The organism is Salibacterium qingdaonense, from assembly GCF_900114715.1.
GTDB classification, from domain to species: Bacteria; Bacillota; Bacilli; order Bacillales; family Marinococcaceae; genus Salibacterium; species Salibacterium qingdaonense.
The window spans coordinates 251,645-272,995 of record NZ_FOTY01000003.1; the positions used below are offsets into that span (position 1 = coordinate 251,645).

At 45.8% G+C, this 21,351-nt stretch carries 23 protein-coding genes and 1 tRNA gene; 22 read left to right on the forward strand and 2 right to left on the reverse strand.

Annotated elements, in window-relative coordinates; genetic code table 11:
* Positions 1–36: 36 nt before the first annotated feature.
* The 5 genes from BM058_RS04635 (at position 37) to BM058_RS04655 (ending at position 3,378) form a co-directional block, all read left to right on the forward strand.
* Positions 37–459 carry a BrxA/BrxB family bacilliredoxin gene (locus BM058_RS04635; protein WP_281244669.1) on the forward strand — a complete coding sequence of 141 codons (423 nt, stop codon included), beginning with the start codon at positions 37–39 and terminating at the stop codon, positions 457–459.
* A 689-nt stretch (positions 460–1,148) separates the two neighbouring features.
* Positions 1,149–1,505, forward strand: a complete 357-nt coding sequence (locus tag BM058_RS04640) for a hypothetical protein (protein WP_090925842.1) — start codon at positions 1,149–1,151, stop codon at positions 1,503–1,505.
* 106 nt (positions 1,506–1,611) lie between these two features.
* Positions 1,612–1,686, forward strand: a tRNA-Arg gene (locus BM058_RS04645).
* Between the two features lie 82 nt (positions 1,687–1,768).
* Positions 1,769–2,788 carry an aromatic acid exporter family protein gene (locus tag BM058_RS04650; RefSeq protein WP_090925843.1) on the forward strand — a complete coding sequence of 340 codons (1,020 nt, stop codon included), beginning with the start codon at positions 1,769–1,771 and terminating at the stop codon, positions 2,786–2,788.
* A gap of 38 nt (positions 2,789–2,826) precedes the next feature.
* Positions 2,827–3,378 carry a L,D-transpeptidase gene (locus BM058_RS04655; protein WP_090925844.1) on the forward strand — a complete coding sequence of 184 codons (552 nt, stop codon included), beginning with the start codon at positions 2,827–2,829 and terminating at the stop codon, positions 3,376–3,378.
* Positions 3,379–3,418: 40 nt separating this feature from the next.
* Here the strand turns inward: BM058_RS04655 and prli42 are convergent, their stop codons facing one another.
* Positions 3,419–3,511 carry a stressosome-associated protein Prli42 gene (prli42, locus tag BM058_RS18725; protein WP_177195433.1) on the reverse strand — a complete coding sequence of 31 codons (93 nt, stop codon included), beginning with the start codon at positions 3,509–3,511 and terminating at the stop codon, positions 3,419–3,421.
* A 108-nt stretch (positions 3,512–3,619) separates the two neighbouring features.
* Between prli42 and BM058_RS04660 the strand changes: the two genes are divergently transcribed.
* The 11 genes from BM058_RS04660 to cimA all read left to right on the forward strand — a co-directional run bounded on the left by BM058_RS04660 (position 3,620) and on the right by cimA (position 16,261).
* Positions 3,620–4,753, forward strand: coding sequence for a M20/M25/M40 family metallo-hydrolase (locus tag BM058_RS04660; RefSeq protein WP_090925845.1), 1,134 nt, complete (start codon positions 3,620–3,622; stop codon positions 4,751–4,753).
* A gap of 77 nt (positions 4,754–4,830) precedes the next feature.
* Positions 4,831–6,027: a DNA polymerase IV gene (locus BM058_RS04665; protein ID WP_090925846.1), complete on the forward strand. Its 1,197-nt coding sequence runs from the start codon at positions 4,831–4,833 to the stop codon at positions 6,025–6,027.
* Between the two features lie 121 nt (positions 6,028–6,148).
* A complete protein-coding gene (locus BM058_RS04670) occupies positions 6,149–8,509 on the forward strand; it encodes a hypothetical protein (protein ID WP_090925847.1) in 2,361 nt (786 codons plus the stop codon).
* Positions 8,506–8,799 (forward strand): EscU/YscU/HrcU family type III secretion system export apparatus switch protein, encoded by a 294-nt coding sequence (locus BM058_RS04675; RefSeq protein WP_090925848.1) that lies wholly within the window; start codon positions 8,506–8,508, stop codon positions 8,797–8,799. The genes BM058_RS04670 and BM058_RS04675 overlap by 4 nt, the downstream gene beginning before the upstream one ends.
* Before the next feature lie 86 nt (positions 8,800–8,885).
* Positions 8,886–9,323 carry a YaaR family protein gene (locus tag BM058_RS04680; RefSeq protein ID WP_090925849.1) on the forward strand — a complete coding sequence of 146 codons (438 nt, stop codon included), beginning with the start codon at positions 8,886–8,888 and terminating at the stop codon, positions 9,321–9,323.
* 192 nt (positions 9,324–9,515) lie between these two features.
* On the forward strand, positions 9,516–9,977 hold the full coding sequence (locus BM058_RS04685) for a low molecular weight protein-tyrosine-phosphatase (RefSeq protein WP_090925850.1): 462 nt from the start codon (positions 9,516–9,518) through the stop codon (positions 9,975–9,977).
* The gene (locus BM058_RS04690) at positions 9,974–10,828 is read left to right on the forward strand and encodes a fructosamine kinase family protein (protein ID WP_090925851.1); all 855 of its coding nucleotides are present in this window, start codon (positions 9,974–9,976) and stop codon (positions 10,826–10,828) included. Before BM058_RS04685 ends, BM058_RS04690 begins: the two co-directional genes overlap by 4 nt.
* Positions 10,829–11,071: 243 nt before the next feature.
* Positions 11,072–12,904 (forward strand): asparagine synthase (glutamine-hydrolyzing), encoded by a 1,833-nt coding sequence (asnB, locus tag BM058_RS04695; RefSeq protein WP_090925852.1) that lies wholly within the window; start codon positions 11,072–11,074, stop codon positions 12,902–12,904.
* A 221-nt stretch (positions 12,905–13,125) separates the two neighbouring features.
* A complete protein-coding gene (locus BM058_RS04700; protein WP_090925853.1) occupies positions 13,126–13,620 on the forward strand; it encodes a PTS sugar transporter subunit IIA in 495 nt (164 codons plus the stop codon).
* Positions 13,621–13,670: 50 nt separating this feature from the next.
* The gene (locus BM058_RS04705) at positions 13,671–14,507 is read left to right on the forward strand and encodes a PRD domain-containing protein (RefSeq protein WP_090925854.1); all 837 of its coding nucleotides are present in this window, start codon (positions 13,671–13,673) and stop codon (positions 14,505–14,507) included.
* A 128-nt stretch (positions 14,508–14,635) separates the two neighbouring features.
* Positions 14,636–16,261, forward strand: a complete 1,626-nt coding sequence (gene cimA, locus BM058_RS04710) for a citramalate synthase (RefSeq protein WP_090925855.1) — start codon at positions 14,636–14,638, stop codon at positions 16,259–16,261.
* A gap of 120 nt (positions 16,262–16,381) precedes the next feature.
* Here the strand turns inward: cimA and BM058_RS04715 are convergent, their stop codons facing one another.
* The gene (locus BM058_RS04715; RefSeq protein WP_090925856.1) at positions 16,382–17,215 is read right to left on the reverse strand and encodes an undecaprenyl-diphosphate phosphatase; all 834 of its coding nucleotides are present in this window, start codon (positions 17,213–17,215) and stop codon (positions 16,382–16,384) included.
* Between the two features lie 181 nt (positions 17,216–17,396).
* On the opposite strand from BM058_RS04715, the gene BM058_RS04720 reads away from it, so the two are divergent.
* From BM058_RS04720 to BM058_RS04745, 6 genes are all read left to right on the forward strand, one after another.
* The gene (locus BM058_RS04720; RefSeq protein ID WP_090925857.1) at positions 17,397–17,942 is read left to right on the forward strand and encodes a TlpA family protein disulfide reductase; all 546 of its coding nucleotides are present in this window, start codon (positions 17,397–17,399) and stop codon (positions 17,940–17,942) included.
* A 66-nt stretch (positions 17,943–18,008) separates the two neighbouring features.
* Positions 18,009–19,100 (forward strand): DUF3866 family protein, encoded by a 1,092-nt coding sequence (locus BM058_RS04725; protein WP_177195434.1) that lies wholly within the window; start codon positions 18,009–18,011, stop codon positions 19,098–19,100.
* Positions 19,090–19,620: an NUDIX hydrolase gene (locus BM058_RS04730; RefSeq protein ID WP_090925859.1), complete on the forward strand. Its 531-nt coding sequence runs from the start codon at positions 19,090–19,092 to the stop codon at positions 19,618–19,620. The genes BM058_RS04725 and BM058_RS04730 overlap by 11 nt, the downstream gene beginning before the upstream one ends.
* Before the next feature lie 81 nt (positions 19,621–19,701).
* On the forward strand, positions 19,702–20,340 hold the full coding sequence (gene spoIIM / locus BM058_RS04735; RefSeq protein WP_090925860.1) for a stage II sporulation protein M: 639 nt from the start codon (positions 19,702–19,704) through the stop codon (positions 20,338–20,340).
* Positions 20,341–20,454: 114 nt separating this feature from the next.
* Positions 20,455–20,940: a ferric iron uptake transcriptional regulator gene (gene fur / locus BM058_RS04740; RefSeq protein ID WP_090925887.1), complete on the forward strand. Its 486-nt coding sequence runs from the start codon at positions 20,455–20,457 to the stop codon at positions 20,938–20,940.
* Between the two features lie 206 nt (positions 20,941–21,146).
* A partial coding sequence (locus BM058_RS04745) for a helix-turn-helix domain-containing protein (protein ID WP_143082976.1) occupies positions 21,147–21,351 on the forward strand: 205 nt, incomplete at its 3' end.

The window sequence follows — 21,351 nt, forward strand, 5'->3', positions numbered from 1 at the left end:
AAAGAGAATCATTTTAGAAATGAAAGGATGATAAACATGGATTTTAACTTCTATGTCAACGATATCGTGGGACCTGCCAGACAGGAAATGGAAGATGCTGGTTATCAACCGCTTGGTACCCCGGAAGAAGTGGAAACCACTCTATCACAGGATGGAACGACCCTTGTAATGGTTAACTCTGTCTGTGGTTGTGCAGGAGGAATTGCACGTCCTGCAGCAGCTTACATGAAAAATTATGAGAAGCAGCCCGACCGTTTTGTTACAGTGTTTGCAGGACAGGATAAAGAAGCAACGGATACGGCGAGATCGTATTTCACCGGCTATGCCCCGTCTTCTCCTTCTTTTGCACTGATTAAGGATGGAGAAATCAAGCGCATGGTGGAACGCCACGAAATCGAAGGACATGAGCCGATTGAAGTCGTTCAGCAGCTTGAAAAAGCACTGGATGAACATTGCTGATGATAACGGAGGAGCTGTATCAAAAGGTGCAGCTCCTTTTCTGTAATATAGAAAATTCACCCCAGGCAGAAGCGGAAGGCGGCGACGCCATTTCAGCAGTTCGCCGGCTAAAACCGGTCACGTCCTGTGACCAACGCCGGCACTAGAACATCCTGTTCGTCGAAGCAGCAGCCGAAGATCCCATCAAACGGAGGCTCACACGATGTGAGTCAGATCGGCGTAGGCACAGGACGTGCCGAACTTAGCCGATCCTCCTTTACCACCATGTAGCTGAGGCGCTGCCCGCGGCAAAGAAGACACGGTGAGCCCCGGCGAACCGATGTCGCCCTTGTGCTCTGGAGTGCAAGCGTCCGCCTGCAGCGGATGCCTTAACGTTTAACGACTTTTGATACATCCCCCTTTTTAGTAAACAGGATGAGTAACAACCTGCTCAGTGGGTGTATCGATGCTGCTGGAATATGGATTGGTAAAGAAATCCTGAAAATATATCGGGACAATCCATAGAGAAAATAGAAAAATCGTTGACATTAATGCAGAAAGGAAGAAATACCGGGAATCAATCCAAAAAAGCAGCGCGTATTACTCCGGCAGCTTTCTTCGTACATGCAGCGAAGGGATTATCTTGCTCTGTGATGCGATGGTGTGGTATTATTACCGTGTCTTGATTATACATAAAGGGCGGAGTGAATATGAACGAGCTGTACCAAAAGATTCAGGAATACTTGAATATGGACACTGAAATTGAATTTGAAGAATTCCGTGATTATTATCAACAGGTTATCCAGTATCTTGATCACGAACAACAGGAACCGGATGAAACGGAGATTTGGCAGTCGCTTTTTGTAGCGGAAAGTATCATGTCCAATGCAGAAAACCGCGCCAAAACCGTTAAGAACAATGCCGAACGGAAAAAATACAGGAAAATGAATGAACGAATGAACCTGTATGCGGGCCACTTCACCAAAAAGCTTAATCAGCTTGGATATACCCAGGACGATATTGAATACCACTTCGATGCCATGCTTGAAGAGGACGTAAGTAAATAAGAAGGCTGCATAAAGAAAGGTCTTTTTATGATTCATTAATTTCCCTTGACGTTTCATCCACCCTTCGTTACAATGGAATATGTCTTGTTAATGAGACAAAAGGAATGCGCCTATGGTGAAAGGGATATCACTCGAGATTCCGGTTCTCGCATTCCAGGTTCGAATCCTGGTAGGCGCACCAACAATAATTTTTACATAGGATGAAACGCTGCACATGGGAATGTGCAGTTTTTTTATGACATGACACAATAAAAGGGGTTCCTATGACTGGGTGGAAGATAGGTTATCGAACAGTAAAGACTTCTGTCGGAGCCGCCTTGTCTATATTCATTGCGCAGCTCCTGTCTCTTGAGTTTTATGTCTCTGCCGGAATTATCACGATATTGTGTATTTCGGTTACAAAAAAAGAATCGTTAAGGGATTCCTGGGAGCGGTTTGCGGCTTGTCTGATCGGTATAGTCTTTGCGGCATTGCTGTTTGAAGGACTTGGATACCATTTTGTATCCATTGCCATCCTGTTTCTGCTTTTTATTCCAACAGCGGTTGCTCTTGGAGTAAGACGCGGCGTTGTGACGAGTGCCGTTATCATTCTTCATTTATACACGTTTGAAAACATTTCCACTTCGATTATTGTAAATGAGATGCTGCTGATCGTTATCGGTATAGGAATTGCCCTTATTATGAACATGTATATGCCGAGCCGGGAGAATGATCTGATCTGGAAACAGGTGTATCTTGAAGATTGTTTCCGTGAGATATGGCGGGAATTTGCCGCTTATCTCAAGGACGGGGATGTGAACTGGGATGGAAAAGAAATCGCAGAAGCTGCATCCATTATAGAAGAAGCCAAAGGCATGGCATTGAATAACATCGAAAATCATTTTTTGCGCAATGATGATTACTTTTATCATTATTTTAAAATGCGGGAAAAGCAGTTTGATGTCATTAAACGGATTCTCCCTTTTATTTCCTCTCTGGATCGAACCGTCATACAGGGAAAAAAAATGGCCCTTTTTCTGCAGGAGCTTAGTGAAGGGGTATCGCCCGGTAACACCGCAGAATATTTTCTCAAACAACTTCATGCTTTAAAAGAGGAAATACAGGAAATGGAACTTCCGAAAACCCGTGAAGAGTTCGAAGTCCGTTCGTCTTTGTTTTACATCCTGAATGAGCTCGAATCGTACCTGCTTGTAAAAAAACGATTTAAGCCGGATTCGACACGCACTCGTTCCGTTTCGGGAAAACGGCTGAATAGAGACCGCAAAAAGAGACAGGCTAGGTAAAAAAAGCTGGTTATCTGCAGCTTGAAGGTGTGGCTGACATGACAGGAGGACGTACACTGCTCGTTATGATTGTATTATCTGTTTTATGGCCTTTAAACCCGGTTCCAGAACCTGGTGATCCTTATATCATTATTAATAAAAACTCGAATACGCTGGCATTTATTGATAACGGGAGCATTGTGAAAGAGTATCCGGTTGCGACCGGGAGAAAAGAGGAACTTACTCCGGAAGGCGAATTCACGATTGTTGTAAAAGCTGTACGGCCGTATTACCGAAAGCTGGATATAAAGGGAGGAGATCCTGATAATCCACTTGGAAGCAGATGGATCGGTTTTGACGCAGAAAACACGAATGGACGTATATACGGCATCCATGGAACCAACCGTTCTTCATCCATCGGAGGCTATGTATCCAATGGCTGCGTGCGTATGCATAATGATGATGTTAATGAATTATTTGAGAATGTCGAAAACGGAGTGAAAGTATGGATTGAAAGCAGTTCAAGATCAATGGAGGCTGCTGCAAAGAAACGGGGAGTGCTTTTTGACAGAAAACCTCTCTATCTAAATGAGGATTTAAAAAGTATGTAAACGGCCCTTGAATCCGGGCCGTTTTGGCAATCGGCACTTTTTAGAAGAAACTTGCGGCGCCGGTGAGCACAGTCCCGAGGACTAATGTTATAATCATAATGTAAATAATGATGCTCTGGAATTTCTTAGGCATTTAAATCCCTCCACAGACGAACTCTTTCTTTGTATTGTACTTAATGCCGCGATAAACCTCAACCATGAATTCAAGTGGAAGAAATCGATGTCACAGGAGATGAACGCCATGATCAATAAAGAGAGACTTACTACCGAAATGATGGAACTGGTCCAGATAGATTCAGAGACCGGATATGAACAGGAAATCGCCGGACAGCTGAAACAGCGGTTCGAATCGCTTGGATGTATCGTGGAAGAAGACGATGCTGCCAGAGTGACCGGCCACGGGGCGGGAAACTTAATCTGTACGTGGCCCGCAGATGAAAATCATACAGAAGCGGATATGATTTATTTTACGAGCCACATGGACACGGTAACACCTGGGGTAAATGTCCAGCCTGTACTGGAAGATGGATTTATTAAAAGCGATGGGACTACTGTACTTGGGGCCGATGATAAAGCAGGCCTTGCTGTCATGCTTGAAACCATCCGGTCGATGCAGGAAGAAAATAAACCGCACGGCCCGGTCCAGTTTGTTATTACTGTAGGGGAAGAATCAGGTTTAAAAGGTGCCAAAGCACTGGACACATCTCTGTTGAAAGCAAAAATGGGATATGCGCTGGATAGTGATGGCAGTGTTGGCCACATGGTAACGAGCGCCCCTTATCAAAGTAAGCTGGATATTAAAGTGAACGGTAGAAAGGCTCATGCCGGTCTTGCCCCGGAGAAAGGAATTTCTGCCATCACAGCAGCAGCCAAAGCTGTCAGCAGAATGCCGCTTGGACGCATTGACGAAGAAACAACAGCTAATATCGGAAGGTTTGAAGGAGGCGGCCCGACCAATGTCGTATGTGACGAAGTATCAATCCTGGCAGAGGCCCGTTCTTTATCCGAAAAAAAGCTGTATACCCAAGTCGAAAAGATGACGTCGGCTGTTCAAACCACCGCGGAAAATATGGGAACCACCGCGGAAGTGGAGGATACCCTGATGTACAGCGGGTATAAACTGAATGAGGAAGATCAGGTTGTCCAACTGGCCTTTAAAGCAGCTGAAACAATAGGTTTAGAACCAAAAATGCTTCAAAGCGGCGGAGGTAGTGATGCCAATATTATAAGTGGTTACGGCATTCCGACCGTTAATCTAGCTGTTGGATATGAGCATATTCATACGACGGATGAAAAAATACCGGTTTCTGAACTGCAGAATCTTGCCGAGCTGGTAAGGACCATTATAGAGCAGGCTGCTTCCCCGGAGTGTTAATGGGAAGTCTTTGGGGGGCGTATTGTCGTTCAAAGTTGAATGGGAGGCTGTTATACGCCGGCTGAAGGAGGCTGGAAATGGAGGGGAAATCCTGGAATGGAAAAATTGTGTTTCATGTTGACATGAACAGTTTCTACGCGAGCGTGGAGCAGACCTATGACCCTTCGCTCCGCGGCAGACCGCTTGCTATCGCGGGCAACCCCCGAGAGCGCAGAGGTATCGTTGTTACAGCCAGCTATGAAGCCAGAAAATACGGTGTTAAGACAACTATGCCTGTATGGGAAGCCTTAAAAAAATGTCCGGACCTGCTGTTACGAAAACCGGACTTTAAAAAATACAGAAAGGCGTCGGCCGGGATATTTGAACTGCTGCAAGAATATACAGACATCGTGGAGCCGGTTTCGATAGATGAAGGTTATATGGATGTGACAGAAGCTTTCCAAAAGAGAGACGTTGTAGAGCTTGCTGTGGAAATACAAAATAGACTGCAGCGGGAACTGGGGCTTCCTGCAAGTATAGGAATAGCTCCGTGTCGATTTCTTGCGAAAATGGCCAGTGACATGAAAAAGCCGCTTGGTATTACGATACTGAGAAAACGGGATCTCCCCCAAAAATTGTGGCCGCTCCCTGTGGAAGAAATGCATGGCGTAGGGAACAAAACTGCTGAAAAGATGAAGCGGATGCAGATTACAACAATTGGTGAACTCGCTTCCGCTTCCAGGGAATCTCTGAAAGACCGGTTTGGCGTAAATGGAGTGAAACTTCATGAACGTGCGAATGGAATCGATCCGCGCGACATTGATCCGGAAGCCGCCAATGAAGTTAAAAGCGTAGGTAAATCAACAACGACAGCTTATGATGTTACACAAAGACAGGTACTTCTGGATATTCTGAAAGATTTGTCCTCCAAAATGGCAGAACGAATGAAACGAAAACAGGTGTGTTCCAGTAATATCCAAATCACAATCCGGTATAACAATAGAACGACCATAACAAGAAGCAGAAAACTTTTGAATCCGTTATGGAATGAAGAAGATATCTATCACGAGGCTGCAGCCCTATTGGATAAATACTGGGACCATCATCCGGTCAGACTGCTGGGAATTACAGGGCTTGATGTCGTTGGGCTGGATCATGCTTACAAACAGCTTGATCTGTTCACATACGAACAGGAGATACAAAAAGATAAACTTTACCATACGATGGCCGGTCTTGAAGAAAAGTACGGTTCCCGTGTCATTTCAAAGGGTTTCCCGTACCGGCATAAAAAATAAAGAAAGAAACCCCGGAAAATAAGGTGGAGAGATTTTCCGGGATTTTTTATATCATTGTTTATTAAAGAGAACGGTGCAGTGAGCCGATATAACAAAGAGACACAGATACGGGGGTGAAAGGATGCAGGCACCTACATATTCTTTTTCGGGCCAAGGCAGAAGTGGAGCAGACCGGATGCAGGAAGGAGGCGTCTACCGGGGCCGTATTCTCGAACAAAACAGCAAAGGCGGAGCTCTGTTAGATCTGCAGGGAACCAAAATTAAAGCATCCTTTCAGGGCGGGATGCCGGCGAAAAACCAGGTAGCATTCCAGGTTACAGGTAATAAAGAGGGAGCACTCCAGGTCCGGGCTTTACAGGAAGAAAGAGGGGGAAGTACCGTTTCTCTGAAGACGTCAGGTCTTTTAAAGAAAGTGGGAGTGCAGGATCCATCAGATGGAATGACAAAAGCAGCTAAAGTTATGCTGCAGTCCGGATCCCCTTTGACAAAAGACAGTGCCGCATCTGTACAGCGTTTTATGAACGAGGCAGATGGAAGTCTTGAACAGAAATTAAACACGATCAAAGCTGCAGCTGGAAAACAGGTGGACATGACCCCTGCCAATCTCCAGCGCATCCATGACAGTCTGCACAGCAGCAGGCAGACGTCCGATTTTATAAATGAATGGACTTCTTCAAAGACGGAGGCAGCCGTAGATGTTCCGCAGCTGGAAAAAACCGTACAGCGTGCACTGCAGGCAGCATCTGATTCCCAACATAAAGACATTCGTGAAGCAGCAGCCTCCATCAAGCAGCAGCTGCAGCAGGGGGGATCCCTGAATCAGGCTGTACAGGCGGTGAAAAGCAATATTCTTTCTCATCCGGACCTTTCACAGGAAACAGCCGAGGTGCTGAAAAAAACAATACAGGAAGCGGAGTTTTTAGCTGAAACAGGGCAAAAAAGACTGATGCAGGCTCTTCAAAATGTTTTTTCAGAGAAACAGGGGTCGGATTCTGACTCTGCTCAGCTGCTGCGGCATATGCAGCCCCTTCTTTCTTCAACAGTACCGGGGCAGAACAATCAAGAGCTGCAGCAAATGCTGCAGCAATCCGGTGTTACAAAAAATGATATGAACCGTATTGTGAAACTTACAGACCAAATGATGCAGCTGGAGGAATCGGGACGGGGACGAATCATGAATACGATAGATCAGTGGGTGGCTGCTGGTGCAGGTACATCAAGTGAACAGGCATCCGCTGCTTCCACAGGAATGTCGTCCGCCTCTACGGCTGCATCCAGCGCCTTTTATCAGGGAGCGGCCGCTGAGACTTCGTTATCTGCTCCATTTGAAACGAAACCCATGCTGGAAACAACAATCACCAACCGTATGGTGAAAGCGACAGATGAATTTCAGCAGATGCAGAAGAATACGGTCAAACAGCTGGATCAGACCGGAAAGATGCTGGAACAGAACCGGCAGACAGCACCTCAGGCTAAACAGGTACTGGAAGCAGCCATTCACAAACTGGACCGTTCCATTCTTCGAAGTGACTTCACGCTGTTTACTGATATGAAAACGGAACGAAATATGCTTCAGGCAAGCACCCGGCTTACAGAAGCAAAACAGCTTCTATCGAATGGGAAGTTTCAGTCGGCGTGGAAAGTTGTTGATGAAGTTCGTCAATCGGTTCAATCCATGGAATTCAATGCCTCGGAGCAGAAAGTCAAGCAAATGATTACGCGGGAAGAAACAGCTGCCCGAAACACGGGAATGCAGCGGGCTGTGCAGTATACGGTGGATCAGGCACGTGCAGCCATGCAGGAACCGTCCCCGCGTCAGGTGTTTGAGCTTGTCCGTTCACTCGGCCTCAACCGTGAGCAGGAACTAGGACAAATGCTCACGACATCCGGGAGACAACAGCACCAGAACCAAGCCGCGCAGCAGAATATGAAAGAGGCGCTGCTGCAGTTGATGAAACATGAAAATGACGGAAGCAGCCTGCAGCAAAAGTCGGGCCAGACTCTCTCCAATCTGACAGGGCAGCAGCTGATGAGTAAAACCGACCAGGGAAACAATATGCAGCAGCTGTTATTCAATCTTCCTGTTCCGATGAAAGAAAACATGGAGGATTTGCAGGTATACGTGCAGGCGCGTCAGGAAGAGGGAGAAATGGACTGGGAGAACTGCAATCTCTACTTCCTTATTGAGACGGCTTCGCTTGGTGAAACAGGAATCATGCTTCACGCTTCCGACAGACAGCTTGCCATAACATTAAAAAACGACGATCCCGATTTTGAAAAAACAATGGCCCCGCTTGTCGAACAGGCTACCGAATCTATAAACGAAATCGGTTATAATATACAGGATATCCGCTATCAGCCAATGTCCAGGCCCAGGGAGGAGAACACAGAGGATCTGAATCAGAAAGATATATCGGAAGAACGTCCGGAACCATCTGAACACCCATTTGAAACCATGAAAGGATTCGATTATAAAATATGAATCATACCGGTTACTTTAATCACGTTCAACGGAAACTGCAGAATGGCCCTTCTGCGGCCGTCATTAAATATGAAGATGGTGAGGCTCCACGAGTGACGGCCAGGGGTTCGGGAGAAGCAGCCAGACATATTCTTTCTCTGGCAGAAGAGAACGATATTTATCTACAGGAAGACCCGGGACTGCTGGAAAGCCTGCTTGACATGGATCTTGGCGAAAACGTACCCCCGCAGCTCTACTCTGTTATTGCTGAAGTACTGATTCTTATTGAAGAAATGGAAAGAAAATATTAATTCTTTTTTGCCATGATGCCGCTTGTGTTATTGTAAACGGCAGATATGGTAGAATACTCATATAATGTCATGAAGGTCGTGATAGAATGGATATCCAGAAAATTATGCAGACAGGGACAACTCCTCCCTCCAAAAAGACAAAAGAAGCTGCGAAACCAGGTGTCCAGTTTTCTGAAGTGATGGACAACCGTCGAAATGAGAAAGCGTATGAGCGTTTCACTAAAATGATCCAGGACATTGATGACCAAGGCAAAGCTCTAGCGGAGTCACGGACAGTAGATGAACTGAAGAAATATAAAAAACTCGTAAAAGATTTTATGGAGTCTGTGGAGCAGGGGCTGCATCTTGAAGAAAAACACGGTTTTAACCGCCGCGGACGTACGAAAGTGTATAAAATTGTTGAAGAAGTCGATCAAAAGTTGATGGATTTAACAAATTCGGTAATGGATCAGCAAAAGTCCAGTATTGATATCCTGGATAAAGTCGGTGAGATTAAAGGGCTTCTTGTGAACATGTATGTGTAAAACGACACAGCTGTTAAAAATGGGATAACGATGCAGCAACAGCGTTTTCGACGCCTCATTGAAGGATCGGATGCGCTTTTCTTATAGTTGTTTGAAGGGTTTCAGGCACCGTATCGTTATACATGCTCTGCCTTTTTGATTGCATGGACGGGCGGATACGTTATAATAAGGATAAATGAGGTGCCATAAACAATGAGTGTAAACGTATTATTTTTATGTCTCGGCAATATCTGCCGGTCTCCTATGGCGGAGGCCGTATTTCGTGATAAAGTGACAAAAGCCGGGCTGGAAGATGAAATTGTAATTGATTCTGCCGGTGTCGGGCACTGGCATATTGGAAAACCACCACATGAAGGTACGAGGAATATGCTGCACTACCACGGTATCCCGTCAGAAAATATAAAGGCAAGACAGCTGACAAATGATGATGCTGCAGCATTTGATTATATTATCGCGATGGACGACAAGAACATGAATGCTCTTTTGGAAGAGACAAAGGCCTGTCGGAAAAAAATGCTCGATTTTCACCCGGAGAGACAGGGGGAAGATGTCCCGGATCCTTATATGACCGGCGGCTTCGAGGAAGTCTTCGACTTGATACATATGAGTTGCGACGGACTTTTGGAATGGATCCGAAAGAGGGAAAATATATGAAAGAAATGATGCAGGAAGCTCTCCGGGAGGCAGGAGAACAGGCAGAAATAAAAAACGTAAAACAGTTGTCAGGGGGCAGCATCAGCCAGGCCTATCTTGTTGAAACCGCAGCAGCCTCCTATTTTATAAAGTGGCATGAGGAGGCACCGGTCGGCTTTTTCCGTCAGGAAGCGCTCGGTCTCCAGTTTCTTCAGGAAGCAGAAGCCCTTGCCGTTCCGAAAGTTTATACGTGGGGGAAGCATTTTATCGTTATGGACGCTGTAACCGGGACCTCTTCAGCTCATACTGAAGAAGAACTTGGACGAGGCATTGCGGCGCTCCATGCCGTGGAGGGATCCATTTTCGGTCTTGAGGAAGATAATTTTATCGGAGAACTTCCCCAGATTAACGGCTGGGAGGGATCATGGCTTCCTTTTTTAAGAAATAAACGGCTTCTTCCGCAGATTGAACTGGGTCGATCCCTTGGCCGTCTTCAGTCGAGACGTTCGGAGAAAGCATACCGGCTTCTTGATCATCTGGATGAGTGGGTTCCGGATCATAACCGATCGGTGAAAGTGCACGGAGATTTGTGGGGCGGCAACTGGCTGCCCGGCAGACAGGGTCATCCTGTTTTAATTGACCCGGCCGTCTGGTACGGAGATCCCGAATTTGAACTGGCCTTCACTCATTTATTCGGAGGTTTCTCCAATACAATGTACCGGGCCTATGAAGAATTTCATCCGCCTGATCCGTTGTTTGAAGAACGAAAACCGATCTATCAGCTGTATTACCTGCTCGTTCATCTGAATATTTTCGGCGAAAGCTATGGAAGCGCAGTGGATGCAGTATTAAATCGGTATACCAGATTTTAATAGGTTTTCCATGGATGAAGGCATAGTAAAAGGATATAAATCAAAGAAGAAATCCGGTCGACTGGCTTGCATTGGAATCTGAAATGCGGCGGGCTGCCCGGTTTTTTGTGTTGTCTATGCTTACGCCTCATCTGGCTGCTTATACAAAGGAAGACCGCTTGTATTATATCCTTTTGTTCACATATTCCTGTCCCGCTCATACCATGCCAGAGAAGGAGAAATGGGCAGAAAGGGGTTATGGATATGTGCGGGATAACCGGATGGCTCGGCTTTGACAGGGATATGAGACAACACAGGAACGAACTGGAGAAAATGACAGATACTCTGCGTTTCCGGGGGCCGGATGATCAACAGACATACTTGTCCAGTCATATTGGGTTTGGACATACTCGCCTGATCATCATTGATCCGGAGGGCGGCCGGCAGCCAATGGCTGAATGTATAAACGGCAGCCGTTTTGTCATTGTCTACAACGGGGAACTTTATAACACAGAAGAGGTGCGTCGGGAACTGCAGAAACGAGGGCATTCGTTTTCCTCTCATTCGGATACCTCCGTTGTTCTGCACTCCTACGCGGAGTGGGGGCAATCGTGTGTAGACAGATTAAACGGTATATTCGCTTTTGCCGTCTGGAATGAAACCGAAGAAACATTATTTCTTGTGAGGGACCGGCTCGGAGTGAAACCATTATTCTACACCGAAACAAAAAATGGCTTTATTTTCGGTTCGGAGATCAAGGCCCTGCTCGCTCATCCAGACGTGGAAGGAACTGTTGATGAAGAGGGGATTCTTGAGCTGTTCAGCCTTGGACCTTCCCGGACACCCGGCTGTGGTGTTTATAAAAATATTCATGAAGTGAAACCGGCGCACACAGTGGAAGTTTCAAGGAAGGGGACGAAAACCACCCGCTACTGGAAGGTGCAGAGTGTACCACATCGGGATTCGATCGAGGATACAGCAGAAGCGGTGCGGCACCATCTGCAGCAGGCTGCTGTCAAACAGCTTGTATCTGATAAACCAATCAGCACTTTTCTATCCGGCGGTCTTGATTCCAGTGCGTTAACCGCCTTTGCTGCCATGCATCATGAAGATGCGCTTCGGACATTCTCCATCGACTATGAAGATAATGATAAATATTTCAAAGCGGATATGTTTCAGCCGGACAGTGACAGTTATTACATCAATCAGATGACAGAAACATTCAAAACGGCGCACCATTACGAGGTGTTGTCGGTGGATACCCTTGCCGAAAAGCTGGAAGAAGCTGTGCATGCGAGAGACTTACCCGGGATGGCCGATATCGATTCTTCGTTGTTATGGTTTTGCGGACAGATTAAAAAGCACGCGTCCGCCGCTTTATCAGGGGAGTGTGCAGATGAAATTTTCGGTGGATATCCGTGGTTTTATAAACGTGAACTTATGGAACGCGAAGGTTTTCCATGGATGGATTCACTCCATGAACGGCAGTCTCTGCTCCACCCGGATTGGCGGAAAAAGCTCGATTTAAAGGAACACGCTTATCAACGCTATAAAGAAACGATTGAAAAGACCCCGCTCTCAGGGCAGGAAGACAGTGCGGAGAAGGCACATAAGGAAATGTCATGGTTGAATATGCAGTGGTTCATGCAGACTCTTCTGGAAAGAAAAGATCGGATGAGTATGAGAACCGGTCTTGAAGTGAGAGTCCCCTTTGCCGACCATGAACTTGTACAGTATGTGTGGAATATCCCGGCAGACTGGAAAAGAATTGGTGATACAGAAAAAGGTATACTGCGTAAAGCGCTTGAGCCTGTTCTTCCAAAAGATGTATTGTACCGGAAAAAAAATCCGTATCCAAAAACTCATAATCCGCGCTATACCGAGATTATGACCTCCCAGTTAAAGGAAGTTCTTCACGACAAAGATGCCCCGCTCCATGAACTGATTGATCCTGACCGGCTGAAAGAACTTGTATCCGGAAGCGGGTCAGCGTTTTCCCGCCCGTGGTTCGGACAGCTCATGAAAGGACCGCAGCTGCTCGCCTATTTCTGCCAGGTCAACACGTGGCTCAAAACCTATGATATTAAAATCAAATAAGAAAATGTAAAGTAACTGTTTAAGAGGGAAGGCCGCGTACGGGTCTTCTCTTTTTTGAATCAAAATATTGGACGAACAGAAGGGGAACCTGTATAAATGAATCATTACGTATTGCCCTCTTTGACTGTTGTGATATAAGATAAAAACGTAGCACTAAAAGCTTACGTCAGGTAAAACGGATTAAAAGAGGGGAATTCTTCCTCAGAAAGAGGTGAGAACCCATGTTAAAAAAGTTTTTTCAACATAACGATACCAAAACCGCTGTCATCACAGCTCCGGTCACAGGAACTTACATCGACCTCAAGGATGTCCCCGATCCCACTTTTTCCGAGAAAATGATGGGGGATGGCTTTGCGGTGGAATCAAAAGAGGGAAGACTCTCTTCTCCGGTGAAAGGGAGGGTCCTTCAGGTATTTCCGACTCATCAGGCTGTAGGCATTAAATCGGAAGAAGGGTTGGATATTCTGCTTCATATCGGCCTGGAGACAGTGGATAGACATGGCGAAGGATTTCATGTCCATGTACGAGAAGGGCAGCATGTGGAAACAGGCGATCCACTTATCGATTTTTCACTGGAACAAGTCGGGAAGCGGGCTAAAAGTGCAGTCACTCCGCTTATCTTGACGGAAAGTTCACAGATTGCCGCGATGGAACACAAAGATGTAACTGAAGTGACAGCAGGCGAGACACAGGTGATAAGCGTGACAGTGAAATAATCAAGGGTTATTCCGGCTGAAGCTGGTATGACGTAAATGGAGAGGTCGACATGATCGTGCAGAAAGTCTTAAACCATAACGCAGCAGTGGTAATGGATAATGAAGAAGAGAAGGTTGCCATAGGTTCCGGGATAGCCTTTCAGAAGAAAAAGCATGATACCATCGATCCGGAAAAAATCGAAAAACTTTTCGTGCTCTCCCGGAATCAGAATTCGACGTTCACCGAACTTCTCGAGAAGGCCGGCGAATGGGAAACCGGTATCATTCAAGATTTGGTATACTGGATGGAACAACAGCTCGGTATTCACCTTGACAACCATTCCTATGCTCTTCTGTTTGATCATTTGATTCATCTGCTGAAACGTCTTTCAGAAGGCTCACATATAGTAAATTACCTTCTGGAGGAAATCCAGACTTTATATCCGGATGCATTTCGTGCTGCGGAAGAATCGGCCCGAAGGCTTGCCTGGAAGTCCGGATACTCCATTTCCTACGATGAAACAGGGTTTCTGGCGCTGCACCTGTATGCTGCGGACCGGAATAAAACATCACCTGCGGGAGTTAGAGAACGAACCGCTATGCTGCACCGTATGATGACGGTCATGGAAGAATCTTTAAATACAATGTTTCCGCGTCGCACACTGGCGTATGAAGGTTTGGTCAATCATCTGAACGTAGCGATCCAGACGGCTGAACACCAGGAAGAACTTATGAAAGCCCCACCGGATATGGTGAACATGATGAAAGAGAAATATCCGGCAAGTTGTGAAGCTGCCCGCCAGGCTGTGCTGGTTCTGAAAGAGGAGAAGAAACTGACCATCCCGGAAGACGAGAGTGTGTATATCGCGATGCACCTGCAAAGGCTCTTGAACAAGAAAAGCCGGTAAAACCGGGCCCGGGTAAAAAGGCGGATACCCGGTGGAGATAGTCAAGGAAATGTTCATATGCTATACTGGTGGTTATGATTTGACAAGTATTATCTGATGAACACAGCACGCCAAGGGAGGGATGCTTTGTGGTTTCTCAAGTGAAACTATATGACACAACACTGCGCGACGGTACGCAGGGGGAAGGAATCAGCTTGTCGGTGGACGATAAACTGAAAATAGCCTGGAAACTTGACCAACTCGGTGTGAAGTACATTGAAGGCGGCTGGCCGGGAAGCAATCCAAAAGATATGAATTTTTTTGAAGAAGCAAAAAAATTATCGCTTCAATCAGCGGTCATTACTGCTTTTGGCAGTACGAGAAAACCCGGAGTGAAAGCGGAGAATGATCCCAATCTTCAAAAAATACTGGAAAGTGAAGTGGAAGCAGTAGCGATATTTGGTAAAGCATGGGACTTCCATGTCGAGAAAGCACTGCAGACCTCTCTCGATGAGAATATTTCCATGATTTATGATTCTGTCCGTTTTCTGAAAGAAAAAGGATTGGAAGTCATATTTGATGCTGAACATTTTTTTGATGGGTACAAACATAATCAGGACTATGCCCTCAAGGCGCTCACAGCGGCAGAGGAAGCAGGAGCCGATTGTCTTGTTCTCTGTGACACGAATGGAGGATCTCTGCCTTCGGAAATCGCCGGCATTCTGGACATCGTACATGCCCGTACTACTATTTCCACAGGGATTCACTGCCATAATGATGGCGAGCTTGCAGTAGCCAATACTCTCGAAGCTGTAAAAGCAGGGGCCGGACATGTTCAGGGAACCATCAATGGATACGGGGAGCGATGCGGCAATGCCAACCTTATTTCCATTATTCCGAACCTTCAGTTGAAAATGGGAATTCCCTGTCTGGATGATGAGAAAATCTCCCAGCTTACGGAAACAGCTGTATATGTTCATGAGCTTGCCAATCAGACACCGCCGGACAGTCAGCCTTTCACCGGCAAAAGTGCGTTTGCTCATAAAGGCGGCATGCATGTCAGTGCAGTATTGAAACATCCTGAAACCTACGAACATATTGAACCGGAAACAATCGGTAATGAACGGAGAGTTCTTGTTTCTGAACTGTCCGGACAGAGCAATCTGATGTTCAAGGCAGAAGAACTCGGTATTCCGCTGGATAAAACAGACCCTGCTGTGAAAGATATCATGGAAAAAATGAAACAGATGGAGCACAAAGGCTACCAGTATGAAGCAGCGGAAGCATCTTTTGAGCTTTTAATACGAAATGGACTCGGTGAAAATCATGACTATTTCCACCTTGATCATTTTAAGATTATTGCCGAAAAAGAGAAGCAGGGCGCCATTAGTACAGAAGCACTCGTTAAAATGGATATACACGGAGAAAAAGTAATGACAGCTGCTGAAGGGAATGGTCCTGTCAATGCACTCGATTTTGCCCTCCGCAAAACGATAGGCGAATTTTATCCGCTCGTGCACGAAATGTATCTGTCAGACTATAAAGTCCGCGTACTTGACGAAGCGGAAGCAACTGCTTCGACTGTCCGCGTATTGATAGAGTCATCGGACGGAAAAGAAACGTGGAGTACCATTGGTGTTTCCGGAAACCTTGTGGAAGCCAGCTGGCAGGCACTTGTCGACAGTATCCGTTTTTATTTCATGAAACATTCCGACCGGCTCCAAAAGCTTGACTCCCAGCCGGTACACCCAGGTCCCGGGCTGCAGAATCATTAATGGTAACAAACGAAGAAGAGGACTTGGAATGGTTCCAGAAGAAAGATCCCGAATGCGTGTCGTCATTCGGGATCTTTCTTCGCTGATCTAATCTTAATAAAAGCTGCTTCCTGTTACATCTCAACCTCCTGGTGTGGACGGGATGTTGTCAATAAACGTAATGGTCACAATGGCCAGGGCGAAGCAGTACAGAGCAAAATAGAGCAGCCTTCCGCTGTTGAGAAAGTTAATCAACCAGACGATGCCGATCCAGGATGTGACAAAAGAAGCCAAAAAGGCAATCGCAAGCGGCATTGTACCTATGGAAGCCATCCCTCCGACCGTCAAGTCTTCAAAGGCAAGAACAGAAGAGCCGGCAATAACCGGAATAGAAAGTAAAAACGAGTAACGGACCGCTGTTTTACGGTTCAGTCCGGCATACAAAGCAGCAATCAACGTGCTGCCGGAACGGGAAATGCCTGGGATGACGGCAATCGTCTGGGCAAGTCCAACAATAATGCTGTCCATAAACGTCATCTCTGTTTCGGTTCGGTTTCCTATTTCATGGACTCTTTCAATCAAAATGAGAAAGACACCGGTTAATGTTAAAGCCGCAGCAATAAAAAGAGGAGTCTTCATGGTGCCGGCCAGGACGTCTTCGAGCAAAATGCCGAGAAATCCAGTGATGAAGGTAGCTGTTATAATGTAAAGACCGAAGAAAAATTCGGGTCTATCCATGGAACGCCTTTCCTTTATGTAACGAAAAAAAGTCCGGGTTAACTGGATACAGTCACGCCGGAAGTACAGCACAACTGCAACGATGGAACCGAGATGGAGAATGACTTCAAATGACAGACCGGAAAACGTACGGCCAAAAAGAAACTGGGCAATAATAATGTGGGCGGTGCTTGATATAGGCAGGAATTCTGAAATTCCTTGTACGATGCCAAAAATAAGTGCTTCGAGTACACTCATAGATTCCACTCCTTACAGGTTACATTCCCGAAATAATCCATTGTTAGTTTAGCAGAACATCATGAAACAGGAAAGGTAAAATTAAGTGGCAGTCAATCGTCAAATCCCAGTCACATTCCTATGATAGGAATGTGAAAGGAATGCTAGTAAAATAGAGGCGGGGATCAGCAGTAAGATAGAAATGGAGGATGAAGAAGAGATGCTGCAGCGTAAATACATTACTATGCTTGTGCTTGGGGTTTCTGTTTTGGCGGTTGCCTACGTATTGTTTTCCAGTATTTCTTTTCAAAAAGTTGGTGCCGGTATCGGTGAAGCGGCCCCGCGATTTGAACTTCCAATGTATAATGGGGAGGAGGGCAGTTTGTCCCAATATGAAGGAGATGTCATTGTTTTAAATATGTGGGCCTCCTGGTGCAAGCCCTGTACCGAAGAAATCCCGGCTTTGATGGAATTTCAAGAATCCTACCGCGAGAGGGGAGTTACTGTACTGACAGTCAATATGAATTCATTTGAGCGGAATCAGGATGACCCGGAAAGCTTTGTTGATACCTATAATATGAGTCGTTCACCAGCAATGATTGACGAAGATGGGGAAGTGGCTGAACTTTACAATGTCCAACGGCTTCCGACAACGTATATTATTGGACGTGATCGAACGATTGTGGACAAAACGGTAGGACAGGTGGAATTGGATGATCTCAAGAAACTGGTGGAAAATGAACTGTAGCCGGTTCGGAAAATGATGGGAATATACAGCTGGGCATCACGTATAGTAATACCGGGGTGATGCATCTTGTACAAGGCACTCACGGTAAAGGTCATCGATGTTCTGGAAAAAAACACAGATTACCAGAAATTAAAAACAGATGGTGGGTCAGGCAGGGCCTACTTGTATTTATGTTCCTTCCCTCCTGTGAAGAAAGGGGAATACGTAAAAGTCAATACAACAGCAGAGGTTCTTCGTCTTGGCACCGGGGGATGGGATATTGTCTTGTCGACCGAGCATGACAACTATATACTCCCTGGGCGTGGTCATATTATGAAAGCTCGTTACACGCCGTTTCAGCACAGTGTACATTCCGTAGATGATCCGCATCATCCGGATTATGGTATTTTCCAGCAGTCGTTTTCCTTGAAGCAGTTTCCCGTTCTCCTGGCCGAACTTCATAGTATGCTGCCGATTCTACTTGGTGCCGTTTCGATGGAGAATGATAGGCTTAATATCGGGGTGGTACTTTCGGATGAAGCATCTCTTGCCGCCGGGCTGAGTGATCATATGATGGAGTGGAAACAGCGCAGTAACGTATGGGTGGTGACGGCAGGCCAGGCTTTTGGCGGCTGCATGGAGGCGGTCAATGTAGTAAATGCAATGCAGTGGCTTGTCCTCAAGAAAAGAGTCGACCTGCTGATTCTGTCTATGGGACCCGGAACCACAGGAACCAATACACCTTATGGATTCAGCGGCATGGCACTCGCTGAGTGGGCCAATTTGATTGGTTCCCTGGAAGGTATGCCGTTCTGGGTTCCCCGTCTTTCTTTTCATACAACGAGAGAACGCCATTACGGGCTCAGCTATCATACGCTCACTCCGCTCCACTCTTTTACGTATGCCCGGTCCACTCTTGTACTTCCGAGTATGGAAGGACAAAAAAGGGCATACGTAAAACAGCAGCTTCCCCCCCTGTATACGAAGGAACATGTGATAATAGCTGAAGAGAATATCGACAGTTGGTGCGAGAACTGGCTTGAGTGGTACCAGTCAAACGGAAAAAAGGTCATTTCCATGGGGACCGGTGTTACCAGCGATCCTGATTTTATAAAGGGAGTTCTGGCGCCGCTTGCTTACATTTTACGAAAACAGGAGGTAAGAAAAGATGGATTATGAAGAAAAAACACTACATAAAGAATCAATTTATAACGGAAAGATTATTGATGTCCGGGTCCATGAGGTACAGCTTCCGGACGGCCGCACAGGGAAGCGTGAAGTAGTAAATCATCCCGGCGCGGTAGCCGTGATAGCACGTACGCCCTCCGGTAAAATCATTTTAGTGCGGCAGTACCGGAAAGCACTGGAGAAAGAACTGTTTGAAATACCTGCTGGAAAACTGGAGCCGGGGGAAGATCCTGAAATGTCCGCTTTCAGAGAACTGGAAGAAGAAACAGGATATCGTGCACATGGATTGAAAAAAACAGCTTCTTTCTATACCTCTCCCGGATTTGCAGATGAAATCATTCATCTTTATGAAGCAGACCGGGTTACCAAAGGGCAGACATCAACCGATGAGGATGAATTTGTAGAATTGGTGGAAGTATCACTTGAAGAAGCACAGCAGTTCATCAGGGAAGAAAAAATTCATGACGCCAAAACAATGTACGCAGTGCAGCATCTCATGCTCAGCCGGTAGTAAATAATAGAATGGGTAATAGAAGAGTTTCTCTCGTCATAGAGTAAAACAGGTCCGAAAAGCAGGGAGGCTCTTTCTTTTATGATAGAATCGTTGCATCTTTATTTCCGCAGACACTGGATGGAATATCGTTCCCTGTACTGGTTTTCCATCGTATTGCTATTTATGGGTGTTATGTTCGGCGCCATTCTCGTAAACAGCCTTGCCATGGAGTTGAAAAGTGATTTGAATGGCTTTGTCAGCCAATTCTTTTCCCAGTTCCAGGAAGGAGCAGATATGGCTCCGCATCATATATTCCTTCAGAGTCTGTCCCGTCATGCCGGTTATTTGATGCTCATGTGGGTGCTCGGGTTGTCTGTAGCCGGTGTTCCTTTCATTTTGATCCTCTTATTTTTAAAAGGGGTGGTATCCGGCTTTACTATCGGCTTTCTCGTGCAGCAGATGGGAAGCGGAGGTTTCTTTCTCGCATTCACATCTATCTTTTTGCAGAATATGATTATTATACCCTCTTATATTATTATGGCGGTTGTGTCGATTAGTATTTCATTAAGCATGATTAAACATCTTTTCCAGAGAAAAAAATCGGTGCATGTCCCCCGGGTGCTGTTGAAATCGGCAGCGGCAGCGGGGTGTCTGCTTATCGGTATATGTGGTGCGGCAGCTGTAGAAGGGTACATTTCCCCGGTTTTGATAAAAAGTGTGTTAAGCTGGATCCAATGATAATTAATATCATTTAATAATTAATATAAAGTAATTTTTGTTATCATTATCAATTGACACCTTTCTCGAAAATCCCTATAATTTATTATAGTTGATGGAAGAGGGAGGTTCATGATGGAACAGCGCATTGATCGAATCAAAAAACAACTTCATTCTCAAAGTTACAAACTAACACCTCAGCGGGAAGCGACAGTCCGTGTACTTCTGGAAAATGAGAAAGATCACCTAAGTGCAGAAGACGTCTATCTGCTTGTAAAAGAAAAAGCCCCTGAGATTGGGCTTGCCACTGTATATCGCACATTGGAACTACTCAATGAGCTGGAGGTCGTCGATAAAATTAATTTTGGCGACGGCGTATCAAGGTACGACCTGCGCAAAGAGGGGGCCGACCATTTTCATCACCATCTCGTCTGTATTGAATGTGGATCGGTTGATGAAATCCAGGAAGATCTTCTGGGTGACGTTGAAAAAGTAGTGGAATCGAACTGGAACTTTAAAATCAAGGATCATCGTCTTACCTTTCACGGCGTGTGCCACCGCTGCCTCGAACAGGAAGAAAAAGACGAAGAACATACCAGTAAAGAAACCAATGAAGCATGATAAAAACCTTTTCACCGGGAAGAGGTTTTTATTTTTTTAGGTATAATCTTTCTTTCATTAAGAGAAGATATTTTTAGATTGAAAGAAAGGGCTTGATTGTAAAATTAAATGCAACAGCTAAAGGCATAGTTAAAGGTATAGCTAAAGCCATCGTTATTCCGTTATGATGAAGTTGACCAAAACCCAACATAACAGGAGGAATAACGATGACCACTTCCCATGGTACCACAGAAAAGCGGTGTTTTTCTCATCTTTCGGCATTTGATCGAGGACAGATTCAAGCCCTTCGGCAAGAAGGCAAGTCCATGCAGGCCATTGCGGAGGCGATTGGCCACCATAAATCAACGATATCCCGGGAACTAAAGCGGGGAACCACAACGCAAAGAACCTCGGATTTATCCGAATATCAGG